The sequence below is a fragment of the Enterovirga sp. genome, from assembly GCF_028290205.1.
GTDB lineage: Bacteria > Pseudomonadota > Alphaproteobacteria > Rhizobiales > Beijerinckiaceae > Enterovirga.
In genome coordinates this window covers 16,049-36,055 of the sequence record NZ_JAQGKF010000211.1, presented here as the reverse complement: position 1 = coordinate 36,055, position 20,007 = coordinate 16,049, and the positions used below count along the sequence as shown (strand labels likewise).

The window sequence follows — 20,007 nt, the reverse complement described above, 5'->3', positions numbered from 1 at the left end:
TCCCATTCCTGTTCGTGTTCCTGCCCGTGGCACTGGCGCTGCACTGGCTGGTGGAGCGCGTCCGGCCGGATTGGCGCGTGGGGACGCTGGTTGCGCTCTCCTTCGTCTTCTACGGCTACTGGGACTGGCGCTTCGCTCCCCTGCTGGCAGCCTCGATCGGCCTTAACTGGCTGGTCGCCGAGCGCTTTCAGCGCCAGCCTGCCGGCCGGCTGATCGCCCTCGCCATCGGGACGAACCTCCTCGTCCTGGCCCTGTTCAAATACGCGGCCTTCGCGGCCGATCTCGTCAATCTGCTGCCCGGGGTCGAGCTGTCGAAGCCCAACTGGGCCCTGCCGCTCGGCATCTCCTTCTTCACCTTCCACCACGTCATGTACCTGACGGACCTGAAGGCGGGCCGGGCGCCGCGCTACGGGCTCGTCCCTTACGCGTTCTATATCGCCTTCTTCCCGCAGGTCTTGGCCGGCCCGCTGGTGCGCTGGTCGGAGGTGATGCACCAGCTTGACGAGCGGCCCTATCAGCGGCCGGACGCGGCCGAGCGGGTGGCCCGAGGCCTGATGCTGTTCACGGCCGGGCTCGCCAAGAAGGTCTTCGTCGGGGATCCGCTCGCCGAATACGTGAACCCGATCTTCGCTGCCGCGGCCGCCGGCAAGGCCGTGACCGTGGTTGAGGCCTGGCAGGCGGTGCTGGGCTTCACCTTCCAGATCTATTTCGACTTCTCCGGCTACACCGACATGGCGCTCGGCCTGGCGCTCCTGTTTGGCATCGTCCTGCCGCAGAATTTTGACGTGCCGTACCGGGCGACGTCGTTGCAGGATTTCTGGCGGCGCTGGCACATGACCCTGTCGCGCTTCCTGCGCGACTACCTGTACGTGCCGCTCGGCGGCAACCGGAACGGGCTCTTTGTGCAGCTCGGGGCGCTGCTCGCCACCATGACGCTCGGCGGCCTGTGGCATGGCGCCGGGCTCACCTTTGTGGCCTGGGGCTTGGCGCACGGGCTCGGCCTCGGGGTGGCGCTCCTCTGGCGGCGTGCCAAGCTGCCCATGCCCAGCGTGCTGGGCTGGGCCCTGACCATGCTGTTCGTGATCCTGACCTGGGTGCTGTTCCGGGCCGGGACCTTCGATGCCGCGCTCCGGATCTACGCGGCCATGTTCGGCTGGGCCGATCTCGGCGCGACCTTCAAGTGGCGCTCGATCGCGCTCGCGGCCGCCGTCGCGACCCTCGGCCCGACGGCCTGGGCCCTGGTTCACCGGATGCCGCCGTGGCGCTCGGTCGCGATCGCCTTCGCGGTCGTGTTCGTCGTCGTGCTGTTCAAGATCGGCGACGATGCCAATTACGAGTTCATCTACTTCCAGTTCTGACCCGCCCGGCTGCGGCGGCGCGAACTGGCGCGGCTTCGCGTGCGGGTTTCTGGCGACCGCCGCCCTCCTCTACGTCGCGCTTGTGGCCGGGCTGGTCGCCCTCGATCCCTACGACACGGGCCGTCTGGCCCTCGCCCGCAAGCCCGGCGTGGTGCTGCCCGGCCCGCGCACGGCCGATGCGAGCCGCGGCCGCGATCCGGCCTTCGAGGGAGCCGTGATCGGCAATTCGCATGTGCAACTCCTGTCGCCGGCCGAGCTCTCGGCGCAGACCGGGATCCCGTTCGTGTCGCTGGCCGTGCCCGGCACCGGGCCGAAGGAGCAGCTCGTGCTGCTCGACTACTTTCTGCGCCACCGGATCCGGCCGGCCCGGGCCGTGGTGCTCGGCATCGACCATTTCTGGTGCACGGCCGACGCGACGCTGGCGCCCTGGAACGCGTTCCCATTCTGGCTCTACGACCGCAGCTCCTGGCGCTATGTCGCCGGTCTCGCCCGCTATCAGACCTTCGACGACGCGATTCGGCGCATCCACTACCTCCTCGGCTCGAGCCGGGCCCGGCGCGTGCGGCCCGACGGCTATTGGAACTACGACGAGGCCCTCCAGTGGCGCCCCGAGGTGCACGGAGTCTCTGTCATGAAGCGGGTCCCGGCCGTGCAGGAGAACGCCACCGGCCGCTTCCCGGCGCTGGACGCGCTGCGGCAGGCCCTCGACGGGCTTCCGCCCGGACTCCACGTGGTGTTGGTTCGGCCGCCGGTGGTCGCGACCGCCCTGCCCGAGTCCGGCACGGAGGCGGACGAGCAGGACCGGCAGTGCCGGAAGGCCCTGGTCCAAGCCGCCGACGGCCGGCCCGCCGTGCGGGTGCTGGACTGGCGGCGCGACGAGCCGGCGACGCGGGTGCCGGAGCATTTTCTGGACCGGACCCACATGCGCTCGCCGCTGGCCCGGCTCGTGGAGCGTGACATCGCCGCCGAACTGGCGGGGCTCTCAGCCGCGCCGCGTTAGTCCGGCGACGAGGCTCAGCGCCGCGTAGATCGGCAAGGCCGGCAGGAGAAGGCCCGCGGTGTCGAGGTAGCGCGCGGCCGGAAAGGTCGTGACCACCATCAGGGCGCCGGCCGCCGCCGTGTAGACCACCGTCAGGCAGAGCAGGGCCGGCACGTCGAGCGCTGCGCTGCCGGGCCGGAGGGGCAGCCGCCGCCGCCAGGCCGCGGCGGCAAAGAGCGGGGCGAGCAGAGCGAGCGCCAGAACCAGCGGGACGTTGGTCGCCACCATGCGGCCCACGGCCCGGGCCGTGCCGCCAACGAGCCAGGCGGCGTAGCGGTCCGGCGCGGCCCTGACCGTGGCCACGGAGAAGCGCATCAGCCGGCTGTTCCAGGCGACCCAGCTTTCGTCTCCCTGCAGCGGCGCGATGACCCCGTAGAGAAGGCTGTCATAGGTGCGGGCATAGAGGTCGTAATAGCCGAGCGCCGCCGACACGAAGGAGCGCTCGCCGCGCGAGTTCAGCGGCGTGGCGATCACGTCGCCGCGCGCCTCGGCGGCCGTTCGGCCGTCCAGGATGGCCTGACCCAAGGGGCGCAGATCCGACGGCAGCCGTCCGACCACCTCGGGCGACAGCATCAGCCCGGCCATGCCGGACATCTGGAAGCCGCCAAAGGACACGATGTTGAAGTCGCCCACCTTGGCCTGCCGCCAGGCGGCGTTGGCCAGAAACGGCGTTGCACACAGCACAAGCAGCAGCAGGGCCCGGGAGAGGACCGGGCCGGGGCCGTGCAGCCGGGCCAGCAGCCCGTAGAGCAGGGGCAGCAGGACGATGCCCGGCAAAAAGGTCGGCCGGAGCAGATAGGCGAGGCCAAGTGCCGCCGCGAGGGCGACCCCGGCGGTCGCCAGGGCCGCGCCGGCCGCGAGCCGGACGGCCAGGGCCAGCGCCAGAAGCATCAGGCTCGCCGACAGCAGCTCCGGATGCACCGCGTTGTGCCAGAGAAGCACGAGGTTCGACCCAAGCAGCGACAAACCGAGCGAGGCCGCGGCCCGGACGGACAGGCCGTAGCTCCGCAGCGCGCCGAGGAGCGCCAACCCGCCCGTCAGGTACAGGGCAACCTGCACCAGGGGCAGCCCCCGCGTATGCGGTCCACCGAGCCAGCCGAGGATCCAGCCGAAAAGCGGGTGGCGGGCCTGGCCCCAGGGCTCGGGCGAGGTCGCGGCCGCCACGTAGCCGCCCGTATCCGGCGACAGCCAGGGCGTGTAGCCGCTGGTCACGCCGAGCAGCGCCGCCACCAGGCCGGCGGCCGCCAGACAGGCCAGGATTTCGGCCCGGGTGACACGCGACGACACGGCTGCTCCACGGTTCCGGGTGGGGGCGCCCGATCTCGACGCGGACAGGGTGCGGGCCTAAGGGTCTTAGCGGGGCGGGGGCGGGAATTGAACCGCGCCCGGGCGAGGCGACGAGGCCGCACATGACGATGCCGGACGCGGCCGAGCTTCGGGTCGCCGTGCTGCTTCCCTGTTTCAACGAGGCGGCCACCATCGGCGAGGTGGTTCGGGACTTCCGGGCCGCGCTGCCCGGGGCCGCCATTCACGTCTACGACAACAACTCCACCGACGGCACCGCGGAGCGGGCGAAGGCGGCCGGGGCCCTGGTCGGGCGCGAGCGGCTGCAGGGCAAGGGCCACGTCGTCCGGCGCATGTTCGCCGACATCGAGGCCGACATCTACGTCCTGGCCGATGGCGACGGCACCTATGGGGGCGCCGATGCCGCGCGCTTGGTCGAGATCCTGGCCCGGGAGCGGCTCGATCTCGTCAACGGCCGCCGCATCTCCGAGGCTCAGGCGGCCTACCGGCGCGGCCACCGGTTCGGCAACCGCGTGCTCACAGGGCTGGTCCGCCTCATCTTCGGCGATCGCTTCGCCGACATCCTGTCCGGCCTCAAGGTGTTTTCGCGCCGCTACGCCAAGAGCTTCCCGGGCCTCGCCGGCGGGTTCGAGATCGAGACCGAGCTCACCATCCACGCGCTGGAACTCGACATGGCGGTGGGCGAGTTCGACATCAGCTACCGGGAGCGCCCGGCCGATTCGCCCTCCAAGCTGAACACGGTCCGGGACGGCATCCGGATCCTCCGGACCATCGCCCGGCTGGTGCGAATCGAGCGGCCGCTGGCTTTCTTCTCGCTCGCGTTTCTCGCGCTGTCGGCTGTGGCCATCGGGCTCGCCGTGCCGATCCTGGCGACGTTCCTGGAAACCGGCCTCGTGCCGCGCTTTCCCACCGCCATCCTGTCGACCGGCTTGATGCTGCTCGCCTTCCTCAGCCTGTTCACGGGGCTCATCCTGGAGACGGTGACGCGCGGACGCCAGGAAGCGAAACGGATGGTCTACCTGTCGATCCCGGCGCCGATTACGTCTTTTAGCGCACCCGGAAAGCACATGGTGAAACTCTCCTCAGTCGAAGGGCCGCCCTGATCAACTGGGAAGCGAAATCGCCATTGTCGCGGAGCCGGGCTTCGAGATATACGCGCGCCCCATAATCCGCCTTAGAGCGGAGGAATGAAGAGGGGCCTGTGTGATGCCGAATATGGCGGAGAAGGGCTACCATCCCGTGGAGGACGAGCCGTTCATGGGTGATCGTCAGCGGGAGTATTTCAAGCGCAAGCTTGCAGCCTGGAAGTGCGACATCCTCAAAGAGGCGCAGGGGACGCTCTCCACGCTGCAGACGGAGAACCCGAATCACCCAGATCTCGCCGACCGGGCCTCTTCGGAGACCGATCGGGCGATCGAGCTTCGGGCGCGGGACCGGCAACGCAAGTTGATCTCGAAGATCGACCAGGCGATCTCACGGATCAACGAAGGCACCTACGGGTATTGCGAGGAGACCGGCGAGCCGATCTCCCTGCGGCGCCTGGAGGCCCGGCCGATCGCCACCCTGTCGGTCGAGGCGCAGGAGCGCCACGAGCGCAAGGAGCGGGTGCATCGCGACGACTGATCAGGCCGCAAGCCTGGTCACCCCTGCGGCGCCGACCGGTCCGCCGGAGTTCTCGATGCGGGCGAGCGCCGCTTCGAGAGCACGGAGGCACTCGCCGTCGACCGCGGTTCCGACGTCGCCCCGCAGGATGTCGAGCGCCTTTGCGACCGGCATGGCGGCCCGGTAGGGCCGCTCGGCCGTCAGCGCGTCGAAGATGTCGGCCGTCGTGATGATCCGGGTTTCCAGGCAGATCTCGGCCCCGCCGATGCCGTTCGGATAGCCCTTGCCGTCCAGCCGCTCGTGATGCGCGCCGGCCATCCGGGCGAGTTCGCCAAAGGCCGAAATGCGGGCCAGAATCGTCTCGGTATGGGCCGGATGGCGCCGCATCTGCCGCCACTCCTCCTCGTCGAGCTTGCCGGGCTTGTCGAGAATCGAGTTCGACACCCCGAGCTTGCCGATGTCGTGCAGAAGCGCGCCGCGCTTCAGCCAGCGCCGGTGATCGGCCGCGAGGCCCAGCGTCTCGGCAATGATGTCGCCGTACACCGCGACCCGGGCCGAGTGGCCACTGGTGAACGGGCTTTTGGAATCGACCACCTGGGCGAAGGCCGCCGCGATGTCGTCCAGGTGGTCCTCGTCCACCTGCCGGATGTGGCGGGCCGGCTCGAGACGGAACAGGGCCGCGCCGAGATCCTGCCCGCTGAGCGGCGACCAGAAGTCGGGATCGGCCGCCGCTCGCCCGAACGCCGCAATCACGGCAGGATCGAACCAGGAGCCGGACCGGGCCCGCAATTCGGTCATGGCCGAGACCGGGCCGCCGCTCTGCCAGAACACGTCGGCGACCTGGGCCGCGAGCGCGATGCGGGCATAGACCGGGATCTCGGCCCCGCGCAGGCCGTTCGGCCGGCCGCCGCCGTTCCAGTGCTCGTCGAGCGCCCGGATCCCGTCCGCGACCGCGTCCGAGAAGCGGAGCTGCCGGGCGATGGCGGCGCCGCGGTCGCAGCGCGTCTCGATCAACTCCTGGGCGATGCTGCCGCCGTTCTGGACGATGTGGACGATGGCCCGGAAGCGCTCCGCCAGCCCGGCCCGGAGGCCGGTATGGGCCAGCACGAAGCGCATCACCTGCGGCAAGCTGTCGCCGACCGTCTTGAAGTCGCGTTTGAAGCTGAGATCGTCGCTCAGGTAGAGCTGGCAGATCCGGGCCGCGTTGCTGGAGCAGCCGAGGTCCTTCAGCAGGATGCTGTAGTAGAGCTCCCAGAGCGCGTCTTCGCCGAGCCCCATCTCGCGGCCGACCCGCAGGCCGATCCAGCAGGCCCGCACGCAATGGCCGGCCGGCTGCCCTTCGGTCATGTCGAGGGCGTGGCTGAGCGAGCCGAGCAGCTCCGACAGGCGCAGATTCGGGGTGCCGTAGCGGCTGGACCCGGATGCTGTCGCGTCCTGCCGGTCGGAAGGGGTCTCACGTGTCACGGCCGGAACTCGCTCCGGCCCTGCGCGGCCGCGGCGTCCAGGGTGTCGGCAACAGCTTAAGCGATCCGCAACGCGCCGTTCACGGTTGTGCGAGGCGAGGGCCGGCCCGGCCGACGCACCGGAGCTCGGCGCGGCTTGCGGCCGAGGAGGTGGGGCGGGTTGGAGGACAGGTGGGTCGCGTTGCAGACCTCGGCCGGCGCAAACGGCACCAGGCTCTCCTGAACGTGGCTTCGGCGCGGAGCGCCGTCCCCAGCACCTCGCCCGAAGCTCCCCTCGCCGGCGGTTGCCGCGCTCCGGGGCCCTTGCTCAGGGCGGGTTGCCGCCGGACCGGCCAGGCAGGCACCTCGCGGCCAGGGCCAGGAAGGCGCGCGCCCGGTGCGACAGCGGCCGCGGCTCGTCGGCGGCCCAGTCGATGCCGTGCTTCTCCTCGGCGCTCATTTCGCCAAACGTCCGGCTGTGCTCGTCCGGCAGGAACATGGGGTCGTAGCCGAAGCCTTTTTCGCCGCGCGGAGGCCAGCAGAGCCGGCCGTGCACGCGGCCTTCCACCAGTTCCTCATGTCCGTCCGGCCAGGCCAGCACCAGCGCGGACACGAAATGGGCCCGCCGCTCGCCCTCCCAGACGCCACGCCGTTCGAGTTCGCTGCGGATCCGGGCCATGGCGGCCCCGAAATCGGCCGGCTTGCCGGCCCAGCGGGCCGAGAACAGGCCCGGCGCCCCGTCGAGATCGGCGACGGCGAGGCCCGAATCGTCGGCGAGCGCGGGCAGAGCCGCGGCCCGCGCGGCGGTCTGCGCCTTGATGGCCGCGTTCTCGGCATAGGTGGTGCCGGTCTCGTCCGGCTCCGGCAGGCCGAGTTCGGCCGCCGACACGGCCTCGATCCCGAACGGCGCCAGGAGCTCGCGCATTTCGGCGAGCTTGCCGGCATTGTGGGTCGCGATGACGACCCGGCCGGAGAGCTGGCGGGCTCGGCTCACCCGGCCACCGCCGCCTTCTGGAGCGCGACGAGATCGGCCACGCCCCCCTTGGCGAGCTGCAGCAGGCCGATGAACTCCGCCTCGGAGAACGGCTTGCCCTCGGCCGTGCCCTGGATCTCGACGATGCCGCCGCCTCCCGTGATGACGAAGTTGCTGTCGGTCTCGGCCGCGGAATCCTCGGCGTAGTCGAGATCCAGCACCGCCCGGCCCTCGTGGATGCCGCAGGACACCGCCGCGACGTGGTCTCTCAGCGGATCCACCGAGATGATGGAGCGCTCGCGCATCCATTTCAGGCAATCGTGCAGCGCCACCCAGGCCCCGGTGATCGAGGCCGTGCGGGTGCCGCCATCGGCCTGGAGCACGTCGCAATCCACCGTGATCTGGCGCTCGCCGAGGGCCGGCAGGTGGGTCACCGCCCGCAGCGAGCGGCCGATCAGGCGCTGGATCTCCTGCGTGCGGCCGGACGGCTTGCCGGAGGTCACCTCGCGGCGGGTCCGCTCGTGCGTGGCGCGGGGCAGCATGGAATATTCCGCCGTCACCCAGCCCTTGCCGGAGCCGCGCAGCCAGGCCGGTCCACGCTCCTCGAGCGAGGCGGTGCAGAGCACCCGGGTATGGCCGAACGACACGAGGCAGGAGCCTTCGGCATAGCGGGCGACGCCGCGTTCCAGCGTCACCGGACGCAGTTCGTCAGGGCGGCGCTTCGAGGGCCGGGTCATGAGGTCTCCTGGGTGGGGGCGGGATGTGTAGGAGGCCGGGCGGGGCGCGGCAAGCCGAACCCTTGCGGCCGGCCGGCCGAGGCGGCACAAGGTGCCGTGACGCGAGGACCCCGGCGCCCATGAACATGCCGATCCTTCCCGGCGCAGGACAGCTGCGGCAGCTGTCGGAGCTGAACGAGCGCTCGCGCGAGATTTTTCGGCAGATCGTCGAGGGCTATCTGGCGACCGGCGAGCCGACCGGCTCGAAGACGCTCGCCCGCCTGCTGCCCATGCAGCTCTCCTCCGCGTCCATCCGCAACGTGATGGCGGAGCTGGAAGGGGCCGGGCTGATCTTCGCCCCCCATACCAGCGCCGGCCGCCTGCCGACCCAGCAGGGCCTGCGCTTCTTCGTGGATGCCCTCCTGGAGATCGGCGACGTCGCCCAGGACGAGCGCTCCCGCATCGAGGCTCAGATGCGCGCCGCCGCCTCGCGGGAGACCTTCGAGGGTGCGCTGGCGGAGGCCTCCGCGCTCCTGTCGGGCATCTCGCGCGGGGCCGGGGTGGTCATCACCACCAAGACCAACACGCGCCTGCGCCAGGTCGAGTTCGTCCATCTCGACCCCACCCGGGCGCTGGTGGTGCTGGTGGCCGAGGACGGCTCGGTCGAGAACCGCCTCCTCGACCTGCCGGCCGGCATGCCGGCTTCGGCGCTGGTGGAGGCCTCGAACTTCCTGAACAGCCGGATCGTGGGCCGCACGCTGGGCGAGGTCCGTCAGGAGGTGGCCGAGCGCCGCGCCGAGATGGAGCGCGAGCTCGACGCCATCACGGCGCGGCTCGTGGAGAGCGGGCTCGCGCTCAGCGTCGGCGGAGCCGAAACCCGGCAGCTCATTGTTCGGGGTCAGGCGAACCTGCTGGACGACCTGCGGGCAGCCGAGGACCTGGAGCGCATCCGCCTCCTGTTCGGCGACCTCGAGACGCAGACCGACGTGATCGACCTGCTCTCCCGGGCCGAGGACGGGGAGGGCGTGCGGATCTTCATCGGGTCGGAGAACCGGCTGTTCTCGATGTCCGGTTCGTCGGTCATCGCCGCCCCGTTCCGCGACGGGCAGCAGCGGGTGGTCGGAGCGGTCGGCGTGATCGGGCCGACCCGGCTCAACTATGCCCGCATCGTGCCGATGGTCGATTTCACGGCCCGGGTGGTGTCGCGGCTGCTCGACCCCTCCGCCCGCTAGCTACTCGGCGGCGTCGAGGAGGTCGGCCTCGTCGGCAATCAGGCTGTCCAGCGCCAGCCGGCTGCTGGCCTCCGCCTCCGGCAGGCTCTCCACATCGCGCAGCTTGCGGCCCACGGCGCGGCTCCGCTTGGAGACGTCCTCGATCTGCCGCGAGGCCTGCTGCAGCTTCTTCTTCACGGCGTCGAGCACGTCGCCATACTTGCCGAATTCCGTCTTCACCGCGGCGAGCGTCTGCCAGACCTCGCTGGACCGCTGCTCGATGGCGAGCGTGCGGAAGCCCATGCGGAGCGAGGTCAGGAAGGCATGGAGGTTGGTCGGCCCCGCCACGATGATGCGGCACTCGGTCTGGAGGTGCTGCACCAGGCCCGGGCGGCGCAGGACCTCGGCGTAAAGCCCCTCGGTCGGCAGGAACAGCACGCCGAAATCCACCGTGTGCGGCGGCGAAACGTATTTGGCGCAGATCTTGGCGCCTTCCTGCTTGATCCGGGTCTCGAGCGCCCGGGATGACACCTCCACGGCGGCCGCGTCGGCCCGCTCCACCGCGTCCAGGAGCCGCTCGTAATCCTCGACCGGGAATTTGGCGTCGATGGCCAGCCAGAGCGCGCCGCCGTCCGGGCCGTTCGGCATCCGGATGGCGAACTCGACGCGCTCGCCAGATCCCGGGACCACCTCGACGTTGCGGTCGAACTGCTCGGCGGTCAGCACCTGCTCGAGGAGGCTCCCGAGCGAGACCTCGGCCCACGTGCCGCGCGTCTTCACGTTGGTCAGCACCCGCCTCAGCCCGTCGACGCCGCTGGCCAGCGACTGCATCTCGCCGACCGAGCGGTGCACCTGTTCGAGATGGTGGCTGACGAGCTTGAACTTCTCGCCGAGCCGCTCCTCCAGCGTGCCCTGCAGCTTCTCGTCGACCGTGCGACGCATCTCCTCGAGCTTGCCGGCATTGTCTTGGCGAAGGGCCTCCAGCTTTTCCTCGAGCTTGGCCCGCAGCGCCTCATGGTGCTCGGCGCTGGACTGGGTGAGGCGGCGGAGATGGCTGCCGACCTCCTCAAGCCGCTCCTTCTGCTGGGTGGCCGCGCTCTCCAGCCGCTGCCCGAGCAGGTCGCCGAAGCTCTTCACCTGGGTGGAAACCTCGTCGCGAAGCGCCTTGCCGCTCTCCTCCGACTCGCGCCGGAGTTCGGCCAGACGCCGCTCGTTCGCCTCGCCGAGGGCCCCGACCGTGACGGCGACGGCCTCCACCTTCTCGGCCGCGCCCTGTCCGATTCGGTGCAGCGTCGCCTGCAGCTCTTCGCGCAGGTGGCGGGCGCCGGTGCCGGCCTCCTCGCGCCCGTGCCGCATCTCGTCCGCCAGCGCCGCCCGCAGCCGGTCCAGATCGGCCCGCAGGTCGTCCAGCCCATCGGCGAGGCGGTCGAGCCCGGGCACCGTGCGGGGCCGCAGCGCGCCGTAGGCCGCGACGGCGGCCAGCAGGGCGGCCAGCCCGCTAAAGGCGAGAGCGTACAGATTCGGGTCCATGCTCGTCCGGTCCTGCCCGCGGGAATCGGAACGAACATAGAACGCCCGCGCAAGCTCCTGCGACCTGAACATAACAGGAACGTGAGCGCCAGCCCGCGCCTTCGGGCGGGCCGCGGCCGGACGGCGGGCGGCCGTTCAGGCGGCGGCGGCGAGAACCGGGGCCGTGCCCGACTCGGCCGGGAGCTGTTCGGTGTCGGCACGCTGCCGGGGGGGCTCCTGCTGGGGCACGATCTCGGCCAGAAAGGCGTCGAGCTCGCTCACCAGCTGACCGACCACGGCGCCGACCGCACGCCCGGCATCCTGGACCTCCACGGCGGCGGTGGCCGTTTCCGCGGCGGCTCCCACCACGCCGCCAACGGCCGCCACCACGGTGTCCGCGTCGCGGGCCATCAGCAGAGCGTGTTCGTTGATCCCCGCGGTGGCGCTGCTCTGCGCCTGCACCGAGGCTGCGATGGTGCCGGCGGCCTCGTCGATGTCGAGCATCACGCTCTCGATCATGGCGACGGCCGTCTGGGCTTCCTCGGCGGCGTTGCGGATGGAGGCCGCCAGCTCGGCGATGTCGGCCGTGGAGCGGGCGGTCTGGCCGGCCAGCGCCTTCACCTCCTGGGCCACCACGGCGAACCCGCGGCCAGCTTCGCCCGCCCGGGCCGCCTCGATGGTGGCGTTCAGGGCGAGGAGGTTCGTCTTGGCCGCGACCGTGTCGATGAAGCGCACCACGTCGCCGATGCGCTGGGCCGCTTCCGCGAGCTTGGAGACGCGCGCATTGGTTTCGCGCGCGGCCCGGGTCGCCTCGCGGGTGATGTGGGCCGTCTGCTGCACCTTGGCGCTGATCTCACGCTCGGTCTCCGCAAGCTGCGACGAGGAGCGCGCCACTTCGCGAACCAGGATCGCGGCTTTCTGGGCCGCTTCGTCCGCGTCCGAGACCTGCCGGATGGTTTCCCCAGCCACGCCGGACAGCGTGCGGGACGTGTCGCCCATGCGGGAGATCTGGAGGTTGATGGTTTCCAGGATGCGGTCCACGGCCGCCCGGAGGGCTGCGGAGCGGCTCTGCGCCGTTTCCCGCCAGCTCGCGTCGCCGCGGCTGGTCGCCTCGGCGGAGAGGCGCAGCCGGTCGCATTCGCCTGCCGTCGACGCGGCCCGGGCGCGGGCCTCCTCGGCAGAGGCCATCTCGGCCGCGATGCGCCGAATGATCCAGACGAGGACCGCGCCCTCCAACAGGAGGACCGACCCGTGCAGCACCGCCCGGATGGGCCCGCCGCCCCCGGGGAGGACCAGGTCGGAGCCGAACCAGGCGGCGGCGGCGTGGTGCAGGGCGACGAAGATCCCGAAGGCCACGATGGCCGGCGCACTCATCCAGCACACGGTCGCCGCCATGCAGGCGAAGAAGTACATGTGCATGTCGAGCTGCAGGCTCGGGCCGCCATCCGTGCTCCGGAAGGCTGCCACCAGCAGCGCGACCAGGGCGGCCAGCGCCACCGAGGCGATCACCGGAACGCGCGGATCGCGGCGGTTGCGCCACCACAGGAGCGTCGGCACGCCGGCCAGAGCCGCGGCGACGGCCAGCGACGTCTCGACCGGAATGGAGCCTCGCCACGACGCGGCCAGCGTGGCCAGCAGCCCATTCAGCCAGAGAAACAGGATAAAGGAGCGCCCGAAGATGCGCCGGATCTCTTGCGGTCCGCCGCCCTCGGCCTCGTCCGGCGGCGCGGCATGCGGGCGCAACATCAGGCAGGCTCCCTGACCGGGTCGCATCGAGGCTCGCCGACGCCCGGCCCCAGCGCCCTGGAGCGCAGGCCGGACCGGCTGGCGGTGAGGATCACGGCGAGACGCGCCGATGCCGAGACGCATCGAGCGGGGCCGTGCTGCGGCGAGCATCCCTGCATTCACCCGGTGTCGCCGGTTCGGATTGAGATCGTCTTAACCTTGCCGGCCGCCGGTCAAAGCTGCGCCGTCAGGCCGCGGCCTCCACGATCAGCGTGGTGGCCTCGGCCCGCAGCACGCGGACGGGGGTGCCGGCGGGCAGGTCAGGCCCGACCACCCGCCACACGGTGTCGTCGACCCGGATCCGGCCTTCGCCGGCCAGGATGGGCCGGTCCAGCAGGTAGGTGCGGCCGATCAGGGCCTCGACCCGCCGGTTCAGGCGCTGGTCGGCCGGGATGTCGTCGCCGGCGTGGCGGGTGAGACGGCGGCCCACCACCACGGCCAGGCCGGACAGGGCCGCGAAGCCGAGCAAATTCGCCTGCCAGGGCAGGTCGAACAGCCAGTCCGCGACCCCGGTCAGGAGCGCCGCAATGCCGAACCACATCAGCAGGACCCCGGGCAGCAGCGCCTCGAGCGCGATCAGCACGAGGCCGCCGATCAGCCAGGCCCAGGGCCCGAGCGCGACGATCGTGGCCATGGTCAGCTCTCCTGCGTGGCCGGGCCGTCCGCCACGGGGCGGGCGAAGACCGGAACGGAGCGCGCCGGGCGGTGGCCCGAACTCGCCGCGGGCTGCGCGGCGCCGTCGCCACCGAAGACCGAGCGCGTGATCTCGGCGATGCCGCCCAGCGTGCCGGCCAGGGCCGCGGCCTCGATGGGCACGATGATGACCTTCTGGTTCGGGGCTGCCGCCATGGCCCGGAGCGCCTCGATGTATTTCTCGGCCACAAGGAAGTTGGCGGCCGCGAGGTCCCCGCTCGAGATCGCGGCCGACATCATGGTGGTGGCCTTGGCCTCCGCCTCCGCCGAGCGCTCGCGCGCCTCCGCATCGCGGAACGCCGCTTCCTTGCGGCCTTCCGCGGCCAAGATCTGGGCCTGCTTGTGGCCTTCGGCCTGGAGGACGGCAGCTTGGCGCAGCCCCTCGGCCTCGAGCACAGCGGCCCGCTTCTCGCGCTCGGCCTTCATCTGTCGGGCCATGGAGCCCGCGAGGTCGGCCGGCGGCAGGATGTCCTTGATCTCGACGCGGGTCACCTTGACCCCCCAGGGCGCGGCAGCCGCGTCCATGACCTTCAGCAGGCGGTCGTTGATTTCGTCGCGATGCGACAGCAACTGATCCAGGTCCATGGAGCCCACCACCGTCCGGATGTTGGTCATGGTCAGCACCAAAAGGGCCTGGTTGAGGTTGGTGATCTCGTAGGCCGCCCGCGGCGGGTCGAGCACCTGGTAGAAGGCGGCGGCGTCGATGGTCACGCCAGCATTGTCACGGGTGAAAGCCTCCTGGGACGGGATGTCCAGGACCTGCTCCATGATGTTCACCTTGTGGCCGATCCGGTCCACATAGGGCACGATCAGGCCGAGGCCGGCCCCGAGGGACCGCGAGTAGCGGCCGAAGCGCTCCACCGTATACACGTAGCCCTGCGGGATGGTTCTGACCCCGGCCGCGATGGTGATGACCACCAGGATCGCCACCACGATTGCGAAGATGTTGTAGCCCATCGAGACCTCCCGGCGTGCCGCCTCCGGCGGCCGCGCCTGACCGGAGCCTCATCACAGATGGATGTCCAGATGATTGCGTCGCGGCCGCCCGGGCCGCGCTGTCCGGGCCCCGGAGTGGCGGCCCCGGCCGACGGCCCTTATGAGGGCCCCCTTCAGGGTCATCAGCCCGGAGGAGCGCTGTGACGGAGCCGGTTGATCTCGCCATCATCGGCGGGGGCATCAACGGAACCGGGATCGCCCGCGACGCCGCCGGCCGCGGCGCCTCGGTGGTGCTGTTCGAGCAGGGCGACCTCGCCGGCGCGACCTCGTCGGCCTCCACCAAGCTGATCCATGGTGGGCTGCGCTATCTCGAGCATTACGAGTTCAGGCTGGTCCGCGAAGCCCTGGCCGAGCGCGAGGTGCTGCTGCAGGCCGCCCCGCACATCGTGTGGCCGCTGCGCTTCGTCCTGCCCTTCCAGGCGGGGCTGCGGCCCGCCTGGCTGCTGCGGATCGGGCTTGCCCTCTACGACCATCTCGGCGGCCGCCGCATCCTGCCGAAATCGCGCGCCGTGGATCTGACCCGGGACGAGGCGGGCGCGCCCCTGAAGCCGAGCTTCCGGCGCGGCTTCGAATATTCCGATTGCTGGGTCGAGGATTCGCGGCTGGTGGCCCTGAATGCCCGGGACGCCGCGGAGCGGGGCGCCAGCATCCGGCCCTACACGCGCGTGGTTTCGGCCGAGCGCGGCCCGGGCCTGTGGCGCATCGGCGCGGTGGGCGAGGGCGGCCAACAGGAGACGGTCTCCGCCCGCGTGCTGGTCAACGCCGCCGGGCCCTGGGCGGCCGACATCCTCGCGCTCACCGGGGCGGCGGCCGCCGGGGGCGCCTCCATCCGGATGGTGCAGGGCAGCCACATCGTCACGCGGCGGCTCTTCGCGCATGACCGCTGCTACATCTTCCAGAACGCGGACAACCGCATCGTCTTCGCGATCCCCTATGAGCGCGACTTCACCCTGATCGGCACAACCGACCGCGATTACGCCGGCGACCCGGCCGCCGTGCAGGCCTCCGCGGAGGAGATCGCCTATCTGTGCGCGGCTGCGAGCGAGCATTTTCGCGACCCCGTGACCCCGGGGGACGTGGTCTGGACCTTTTCCGGGGTCCGGGCCCTGTTCGACGACGGCGCCAGCGCGGCCCAGGAGGCCACGCGCGACTACGTGCTCGACCTCGACGCCCCGGAGGCCGCGAAGGGCCCCGCGCCAGCGCCGCTCCTGTCGGTGTTCGGCGGCAAGATCACCACCCACCGCCGCCTCGCCGAGGCCGCGATGGCCAAGCTCGCCGATCCGTCGCGGCCCTGGGCCGGCAAGCCGGGCTGGACCGCCTCCGCCCCCCTGCCGGGCGGGGACTTTCCCCATGACGGCTACCCGGAGGCGGTGGCCCGGCTGCAGCGTGACTACCCGTTCCTCGAGCGGCGTCACGCGGAACGGCTGGTGCGGGCCTATGGCACCCGGGCCTGGCGGATGCTCGGGGAGGCGGCGGGAGCGGCCGATCTCGGCGCCCATTTCGGCGCCGACCTCTTCGCCCGCGAGGTCGATTACCTGGTGGATCAGGAATGGGCGCACGAGCCCGCCGACATCCTGTGGCGGCGCTCCAAGCTCGGCCTGCGGGTCTCGGCCGAGGATGTGGGCCGGCTCCGGGACTACATGGCCGCGCGGGCCGGCGCGGCGCGCTCCGGCCGGGCCGCCTGAGGAGACGCGAGAGTGAGCCGCTACCTGCTCGCCCTGGACCAGGGCACGACCTCCAGCCGGGCGCTCGTGTTCCGGCCCGACATGTCGGTCGCGGCCTCGGCCCAGGAGGAATTTCCGCAGCATTTCCCGGCCTCGGGCTGGGTGGAGCACGAGCCCGAGGACCTCTGGCGCACGACCCTGTCCACGGCCCGGGCCGCGCTCACCCGCGCCGGGGTCGAGGCCCGCGAGGTGGCGGCGATCGGCATCACCAACCAGCGCGAGACGGCGCTGATCTGGGACCGCGGCACGGGCCAGGCGATCGGCCGCGCGCTGGTCTGGCAGGATCGCCGCACCGCCGCGGTCTGCGACCGGCTCAAGGCGGCCGGGCACGAGCCTCGCGTGACGGAGCTGACTGGGCTCCTCATCGACCCCTACTTCTCCGCCACCAAGGTGTGCTGGCTTCTGGACTCGGTGCCGGGCGCCCGGGAGCGGGCGGAGCGCGGGGAACTCGCCTTCGGAACCGTGGACAGCTACCTGCTGTGGCGGCTGACCGGCGGCGCCGTGCACGCCACGGACGCCACCAACGCGTCCCGGACGCTGCTCTACGACATCCACCGCGGGGCCTGGTCGGACGAGCTGCTGGCGCTGTTCGGCGTGCCGCGCTCGCTCCTGCCGGAGGTGCGCGACAGCGCCGGCCATTACGGCAGCACGGCCGCCGAGGTGTTCGGGGCGCCGATCCCGATCCGGGGCGTCGCCGGCGACCAGCAGGCCGCCACGGTGGGCCAGGCCTGTTTCCGGCCCGGCATGCTGAAGGCGACCTACGGCACCGGCTGCTTCGCGCTGCTCAACACGGGCCGTACGGCGGTGCGGTCGCGCTCTCGCCTCCTGACCACGGTCGCCTACCGGCTTGGCGGCGAGACGACCTACGCGCTTGAAGGCGCGATCTTTGTCGCCGGCGCGGCCGTGCAATGGCTCCGGGACGGGCTCGGGATCATCGACGACGCGGCCCAGTCGGGCCCGCTCGCGGCCGCGGCCGACGAGGCCCAGCAGGTCTACCTCGTGCCGGCCTTCGTGGGGCTCGGCGCGCCGTGGTGGAACCCCAATGTCCGGGGAGCCCTGTTCGGCATCACGCGGGCCACGGGGCCGGCCGAAATCTGCCGGGCGGCGCTGGAAAGCGTGTGCTTCCAGACGGCGGACCTTCTCGAGGCCATGCGGAACGACTGGTCCGAGCACGAGACGGCCAGGACGGTGCTGCGGGTCGACGGCGGCATGGCGGCCTCCGACTGGACCATGCAGCGCCTCGCCGACCTGCTCGGCGCCCCGGTGGACCGCGCCGAGGTCCAGGAGACCACGGCTTTGGGCGCCGCCTATCTGGCCGGGCTCGGGGCCGGCCTCCTGCCCGAGCCGGAGCAGTTCATGGACCGCTGGCGGCGCGAGCGGCGCTTCTCGCCCCGCATGGAGGCCGAGACGCGGACCCGCCTTCAGGCCGGCTGGCGCGCGGCGCTCAAGGGCCTCCTGGGCTGAGCCGGCCCGGGCCGCGACCTAGTCCGGGACGACCTGCCGGGGGTCGGCGGCCAGGACGGCCGCCGTCAGCTCGGCCGGGTCGACATTCTGGCGCGCGGCCCAGGCCGTCAGGCTGGGCGGCCGGTAGGCCGGATCGTCGCGCCAGCGCTGAAAAACGCTGCCGTCGATGGTTTCGTTGATGGTCTCATCGCGACCTTTATCGCTCTCCTCCGGCGGAGCACCGATGACGCGGTGATGCGGCGAGCTCACGAGGCGGTAGACCCCGCGGAGAAACTGCCGGTGCGAGGGTTCGAGCTTTGCCCGGACGACGTCAGGCTCGACCGTCACCCCGTCCCGGAAGGCGAGCCCGTGCCTCGCGGCGCGGTTCAACATCCAGCGCAGGGGAATCTGAGCCAGGAAATCGTCCGGACAGCCCCCGCCGACATTGGCGTGGGAGCCCAGAAACCACCGCTGCTCGGCGCAACTCACCCGGCGCGGCGCGGCGAGTTCCGTGGCCGAACTCCCCTTCGGAAAATGCTTGGTCCACAGGGTGGGCACGAACTGCTTTCGGTGCTCGTCGATCGCGAGCGCCTGGTAGGCGTTCTCCTGCGACACCCGGAGCCCGGTGTGGAGGAAGCCGAACCCTTTGCGGCTCACGCCGGGAATGGACCCGAACGGGATCCCCAGCGCCCCGACGGTGTCCCAGACGCCGATCATCTTGATGGGGACCGCACGCGAGTAGTCGCGCAGCCAGCGCTCCTCCACGTTCCTCGGCTCTTTGCGGTGCGCCGGGTCGGACATCTGGAGATCCCGCACCGTCGCCTTGTCCGCGGAGTCGCGGTAGCGCCTGTAGAGCTGTCCGATGCTGAGAGGGGCGCCGGGTTTCAGGAGGCCGTAGAACGACACGAACCCGGCCAAACTTCGGGCCGTGAAGGCGCCGCGGCTGAAGCCGAAGATGAAGATCTCGTCGCCGACTTCGTAAAGCTCGAGGAGCCGCCGATAGGTCTCGAGGATGTCGGCCTCGATGCCGTAGCCGAAAGCTCCGCCCAGAAGCCGATGCCCCGAGAGGGTGCCGAGGCCGGAATTGTAATAGGTGACCTGATCGACGCCGTCCGGCCCTTGCCGGGCGCAGAGAGACTTCAGCCGCCAGACATTCGTGTTGTCGAAGACCTTGTTCCATGTGCCGTCCAGGAACAGGGCGATGCGCTTCTTCTTCTTGGGCGTGGCGTCCGATTGTCCCGTCATGCAGCGTGTCCCCGGCGCCAAGCCAGCGAGACTGCCCCGTCGGCCTGGTTTCTGCAACCAGGCCGGGAAGTGGCGCTATTTCGGTTGCATGCGGAGCGCGCCGTCGAGGCGGATGGATTCGCCGTTCAGCATGTCGTTGTCGATGATGGCGCGGACCAGCCGGGCATATTCCTCGGGGCGGCCGAGCCGGGACGGAAACGGCACGCTGGCCCCGAGCGCGGTGCGGACCTCCTCGGGCACGCTCTCGAAGAGCGGCGTGTAGAACAGGCCCGGCATGATGCTGACGATGCGAATGCCGAAGGGCGCGAGGTCGCGGGCGACCGGAAGCGTGAGGCCGAGAATGCCGCCCTTGGAGGCCGAATAGGCCGCCTGGCCGATCTGGCCGTCGGTCGCGGCCACCGAGGCGGTGGTCACGATGACGCCGCGGCCGCCATCCGGCGTCACGGGGGTGAGGCCGGCCATGCCGGCCGCCGACGCGGCGATCATCCGGTAGGTGCCGACGAGGTTGACCTCGATCGTGGTCCGAAACAGCGCCATCTCGTGGCCGACCAGCGCGCCCGTGTCGCGGACCCGGGACACGGTTTTGCGCCCCGGCGCGATGCCGGCGCAGTTCACGAGAACGCGCTCCTGGCCGTGGCGGGCCCGTGCCGCCGCGAGCCCGGCCGCGACCGAGCCGTCGTCTGTCACGTCGACGCGGCAGAAAACGCCGCCGATCTCCGCCGCGACCGCCTGGCCGCGCTCCTCGTTCAGGTCGAACAGGGCCACTCGGGCGCCGTGCTCGGCGAGAAGCCGGGCGGTCGCCTCGCCCAGCCCGGACGCAGCGCCTGTGACCACCGCCGCCACTGAAGTGTCGAGTTGCATGTTCCGTCCTCCGCGGCCGGTCGATAGCCCGCCCACCGCCGCCGCGCTATCATCCGGTGCGGCGCTTCGCTCCGCCGCCAACGGGCGAGCCGCCTCGCCGCTCCG

Annotated in this window: 17 protein-coding genes; 7 read left to right on the top strand and 10 right to left on the bottom strand. The window is 71.3% G+C overall.

The window, feature by feature from the left end:
* Positions 1 to 8: 8 nt before the first annotated feature.
* Together JWR86_RS14560 and JWR86_RS14555 are read left to right on the top strand one after the other, a co-directional pair.
* Entirely contained in the window at positions 9 to 1,358 is a 1,350-nt protein-coding gene (locus JWR86_RS14560) for an MBOAT family O-acyltransferase (protein WP_299566871.1), read from the top strand.
* A complete protein-coding gene (locus tag JWR86_RS14555) occupies positions 1,324 to 2,358 on the top strand; it encodes a hypothetical protein (protein ID WP_299566864.1) in 1,035 nt (344 codons plus the stop codon). Before JWR86_RS14560 ends, JWR86_RS14555 begins: the two co-directional genes overlap by 35 nt.
* Here JWR86_RS14555 and JWR86_RS14550 read toward each other — a convergent pair.
* On the bottom strand, positions 2,341 to 3,684 hold the full coding sequence (locus JWR86_RS14550) for a hypothetical protein (protein WP_299566862.1): 1,344 nt from the start codon (positions 3,682 to 3,684) through the stop codon (positions 2,341 to 2,343). The genes JWR86_RS14555 and JWR86_RS14550 overlap by 18 nt on opposite strands.
* Positions 3,685 to 3,806: 122 nt before the next feature.
* Between JWR86_RS14550 and JWR86_RS14545 the strand changes: the two genes are divergently transcribed.
* Together JWR86_RS14545 and dksA are read left to right on the top strand one after the other, a co-directional pair.
* Positions 3,807 to 4,805: a glycosyltransferase gene (locus JWR86_RS14545; RefSeq protein ID WP_299566860.1), complete on the top strand. Its 999-nt coding sequence runs from the start codon at positions 3,807 to 3,809 to the stop codon at positions 4,803 to 4,805.
* A 103-nt stretch (positions 4,806 to 4,908) separates the two neighbouring features.
* Positions 4,909 to 5,325 carry an RNA polymerase-binding protein DksA gene (gene dksA, locus JWR86_RS14540; RefSeq protein WP_299566858.1) on the top strand — a complete coding sequence of 139 codons (417 nt, stop codon included), beginning with the start codon at positions 4,909 to 4,911 and terminating at the stop codon, positions 5,323 to 5,325.
* Here dksA and JWR86_RS14535 read toward each other — a convergent pair whose 3' ends face one another.
* From JWR86_RS14535 to rph, 3 genes are all read right to left on the bottom strand, one after another.
* Complete coding sequence (locus JWR86_RS14535; protein ID WP_299566869.1) at positions 5,326 to 6,651, bottom strand: HD-GYP domain-containing protein; 1,326 nt, start codon at positions 6,649 to 6,651, stop codon at positions 5,326 to 5,328.
* 423 nt (positions 6,652 to 7,074) lie between these two features.
* The gene (rdgB, locus tag JWR86_RS14530) at positions 7,075 to 7,740 is read right to left on the bottom strand and encodes an RdgB/HAM1 family non-canonical purine NTP pyrophosphatase (protein ID WP_299566856.1); all 666 of its coding nucleotides are present in this window, start codon (positions 7,738 to 7,740) and stop codon (positions 7,075 to 7,077) included.
* Complete coding sequence (gene rph / locus JWR86_RS14525) at positions 7,737 to 8,456, bottom strand: ribonuclease PH (protein WP_299566854.1); 720 nt, start codon at positions 8,454 to 8,456, stop codon at positions 7,737 to 7,739. Before rph ends, rdgB begins: the two co-directional genes overlap by 4 nt.
* Before the next feature lie 119 nt (positions 8,457 to 8,575).
* Between rph and hrcA the strand changes: the two genes are divergently transcribed.
* Entirely contained in the window at positions 8,576 to 9,667 is a 1,092-nt protein-coding gene (gene hrcA, locus JWR86_RS14520; RefSeq protein WP_299566852.1) for a heat-inducible transcriptional repressor HrcA, read from the top strand.
* Here hrcA and rmuC read toward each other — a convergent pair whose 3' ends face one another.
* The 4 genes from rmuC to JWR86_RS14500 all read right to left on the bottom strand — a co-directional run bounded on the left by rmuC (position 9,668) and on the right by JWR86_RS14500 (position 14,590).
* Positions 9,668 to 11,176, bottom strand: a complete 1,509-nt coding sequence (gene rmuC / locus JWR86_RS14515; RefSeq protein WP_299566850.1) for a DNA recombination protein RmuC — start codon at positions 11,174 to 11,176, stop codon at positions 9,668 to 9,670.
* 135 nt (positions 11,177 to 11,311) lie between these two features.
* Positions 11,312 to 12,901 carry a methyl-accepting chemotaxis protein gene (locus JWR86_RS14510; protein WP_299566849.1) on the bottom strand — a complete coding sequence of 530 codons (1,590 nt, stop codon included), beginning with the start codon at positions 12,899 to 12,901 and terminating at the stop codon, positions 11,312 to 11,314.
* A gap of 226 nt (positions 12,902 to 13,127) precedes the next feature.
* A complete protein-coding gene (locus tag JWR86_RS14505; RefSeq protein WP_299566847.1) occupies positions 13,128 to 13,574 on the bottom strand; it encodes an NfeD family protein in 447 nt (148 codons plus the stop codon).
* Between the two features lie 2 nt (positions 13,575 to 13,576).
* Entirely contained in the window at positions 13,577 to 14,590 is a 1,014-nt protein-coding gene (locus tag JWR86_RS14500; protein WP_299566846.1) for an SPFH domain-containing protein, read from the bottom strand.
* Positions 14,591 to 14,769: 179 nt separating this feature from the next.
* Between JWR86_RS14500 and glpD the strand changes: the two genes are divergently transcribed.
* Positions 14,770 to 16,314, top strand: a complete 1,545-nt coding sequence (glpD, locus tag JWR86_RS14495; protein WP_299566844.1) for a glycerol-3-phosphate dehydrogenase — start codon at positions 14,770 to 14,772, stop codon at positions 16,312 to 16,314.
* A 12-nt stretch (positions 16,315 to 16,326) separates the two neighbouring features.
* On the top strand, positions 16,327 to 17,817 hold the full coding sequence (gene glpK, locus JWR86_RS14490) for a glycerol kinase GlpK (protein WP_299566843.1): 1,491 nt from the start codon (positions 16,327 to 16,329) through the stop codon (positions 17,815 to 17,817).
* Positions 17,818 to 17,835: 18 nt separating this feature from the next.
* Here the strand turns inward: glpK and JWR86_RS14485 are convergent, their stop codons facing one another.
* Positions 17,836 to 19,041: a DUF2235 domain-containing protein gene (locus JWR86_RS14485; protein ID WP_299566841.1), complete on the bottom strand. Its 1,206-nt coding sequence runs from the start codon at positions 19,039 to 19,041 to the stop codon at positions 17,836 to 17,838.
* 75 nt (positions 19,042 to 19,116) lie between these two features.
* Positions 19,117 to 19,902, bottom strand: coding sequence for an SDR family NAD(P)-dependent oxidoreductase (locus tag JWR86_RS14480; RefSeq protein ID WP_299566840.1), 786 nt, complete (start codon positions 19,900 to 19,902; stop codon positions 19,117 to 19,119).
* Between the last annotated feature and the right edge of the window lie 105 nt (positions 19,903 to 20,007).